This is a genomic window from Pseudomonas sp. FSL R10-1339 (assembly GCF_009600545.1).
Taxonomy (GTDB): domain Bacteria; phylum Pseudomonadota; class Gammaproteobacteria; order Pseudomonadales; family Pseudomonadaceae; genus Aquipseudomonas; species Aquipseudomonas bubulae.
Window position 1 is genome coordinate 1 of sequence record NZ_WIVQ01000357.1, and the last position, 207, is coordinate 207.

Below are 207 nucleotides of genomic sequence, written 5' to 3' on the forward strand. Positions count from 1 at the left end.
GGATAGAGTACTCGGCTACGAACCGAGCGGTCACAGGTTCGAATCCTGTCGAGTGCACCATTTAAGAGTCAATTGCCCAGGCAGTTGGCTTTGCTTCAGCCAGCGGTGGTCTGGTTTAACAAACACAACCTGCACTCGTAGCTCAGCTGGATAGAGTACTCGGCTACGAACCGAGCGGTCACAGGTTCGAATCCTGTCGAGTGCACC

General features: G+C 54.1%; 1 tRNA gene. It reads left to right on the forward strand.

The features are described from left to right. The first annotated feature begins 131 nt into the window (after positions 1-131). A tRNA-Arg gene (locus tag GHO03_RS25045) sits at positions 132-205 on the forward strand. Positions 206-207: the final 2 nt, after the last annotated feature.